General features: G+C 70.2%; 2 protein-coding genes. Both read left to right on the top strand.

From position 1 onward, the window contains the following. The coding region (locus FNH05_RS36780; protein WP_144593442.1) for an ArsR family transcriptional regulator at positions 1 to 353 on the top strand (353 nt) is incomplete at its 5' end. Positions 354 to 396: 43 nt separating this feature from the next. After that, entirely contained in the window at positions 397 to 1,839 is a 1,443-nt protein-coding gene (hflX, locus tag FNH05_RS36775; protein ID WP_144593441.1) for a GTPase HflX, read from the top strand. Positions 1,840 to 1,898: the final 59 nt, after the last annotated feature.

The following is a 1,898-nucleotide window of genomic DNA, read 5'->3' as shown; positions in this document are numbered from 1 at the left end:
CCCTCCACCACGTGCGAAAGCTCGTGGAAACGGGTTTTCTGGAGCCCCAGCCCGCCCGTCGGGGCAACCGGGGGGCCAAGGAGATCCCGTACCTCTCCACCGGGCTCTCCTGGCAGCTCGACGGCATAGGGGAGGAACTGGCCGAAGCGATGCTCGAGGCCTACCTCGCGGAGATCACCGAGGTCCCGGCAGGCCACCTGAAACAGACCCGGCTGGTCGTGCGGCTCTCGCCGGAGGAGTTCGAAGAGTTCACCACCAGGCTTGACGACCTGTTCGAGGAGTACGTGGCGAAGCCGCCCCGGGAGGGCACCGAGGGCACCGCGATCTACCTCGCGACCTATCCGAGCCGGTAAAGAGTTCGGTTTCTCCCGCGAACCGTGGGACGATGGAAGGACGATGACAGAACTGACACACACATCGGCAAACACGGACTTTCGCGACGACCCCTCGGTCGGCGAGCTGGAACTCGAGGACCGTGTCTCGCTGCGGCGGGTCGCGGGACTGTCCACTGAGCTGGCGGACGTCACCGAGGTCGAATACCGGCAGCTCCGGCTCGAACGCGTGGTGCTGGTCGGCGTGTGGACCGAAGGCACCGCGGCGCAGTCCGAGGCCTCGCTCGCCGAGCTGGCGCGCCTGGCCGAGACCGCCGGTTCCGAGGTGCTGGAGGGCCTCGTCCAGCGGCGTGACCGGCCCGACCCGGCCACCTACATCGGCTCGGGCAAGGTCAGGGAGCTGGCGGACATCGTGATCTCCACCGGCGCCGACACGGTGATCTGCGACGGTGAACTCTCGCCCGGCCAGCTGCGCCAGCTGGAGGCGAAGCTCAAGGTCAAGGTGATCGACCGGACGGCGCTGATCCTGGACATCTTCGCCCAGCACGCGCGCTCCAAGGAGGGCAAGGCGCAGGTCGAGCTGGCCCAGCTGCAGTACCTCATCCCGCGGCTGCGCGGCTGGGGCGAAACGCTGTCCCGGCAGGCCGGTGGCCGGGCGGGCGGCGCGAACGGCGGTGTGGGTCTGCGTGGCCCGGGTGAGACCAAGCTCGAGACCGACCGGCGGCGGATCAACAAGCGGGTGGCCAAGCTGCGCCGCGAGATCGCCGCGATGGACACCATCCGCGACACCAAGCGCGGCAGGCGGGTGGCCAACGAGGTGCCGAGCGTGGCCATCGTCGGCTACACCAACGCCGGTAAGTCGAGCCTGCTCAACGCGATCACCGGGGCCGGGGTACTGGTGGAGAACGCGCTGTTCGCCACCCTGGACCCGACCACGCGGCGCGCCAGCACGCCCGACGGGCGGACGTACACGCTGACCGACACGGTCGGGTTCGTCCGGCACCTGCCCCACCAGCTGGTGGACGCGTTCCGGTCGACGCTCGACGAGGCCGCGGACGCCGATCTGCTGGTGCATGTCGTGGACGGTTCCGACCCCGCTCCCGAGGAGCAGGTGAACGCGGTGCACGAGGTGCTGGCGGAGATCAACCGGAGCCGTTCGCAGCCGTTGCCGCCCGAGCTGATCGTGATCAACAAGGCGGACGCGGCCGACGAGCTGTCCCTGGTGCGGCTGCGGTATCTGCTGCCCGACGCGGTCGTGGTGTCCGCCCGCACCGGCGAGGGTGTGTCCGCGCTCCTCGAACGGATCGCGGAGCGCCTGCCGCGGCCGGAAGTGACCGTGGAGGTGCTGGTCCCCTACACGCGCGGGGATCTGGTCGCCCGGACCCACGCCGACGGCGAGGTCCTGAGCGAGGAGCACCTGCCGGAGGGAACGCGCCTGTGCGCACGGGTCCGGCCGGACCTTGCTTCCGCGCTGGACGCCTACGTCGTGCACGGCTCGCCCGCCTGACGTGGCGAGGCGGCACACGGCTCCAGGGAGCCCGGGGAAGCACCCGGGCTCCCTTTTCG

This window comes from Amycolatopsis rhizosphaerae (genome assembly GCF_007713715.1).
Classification (GTDB): domain Bacteria; phylum Actinomycetota; class Actinomycetes; order Mycobacteriales; family Pseudonocardiaceae; genus Amycolatopsis_E; species Amycolatopsis_E rhizosphaerae.
This window is presented reverse-complemented; position numbering and strand designations above follow the sequence as displayed.

Coding starts and splice junctions, on each gene's coding strand:
- hflX (WP_144593441.1), top strand. CDS start 397: ATGACAGAACTGACACACACATCGGCAAACACGGACTTTCGCGACGAC.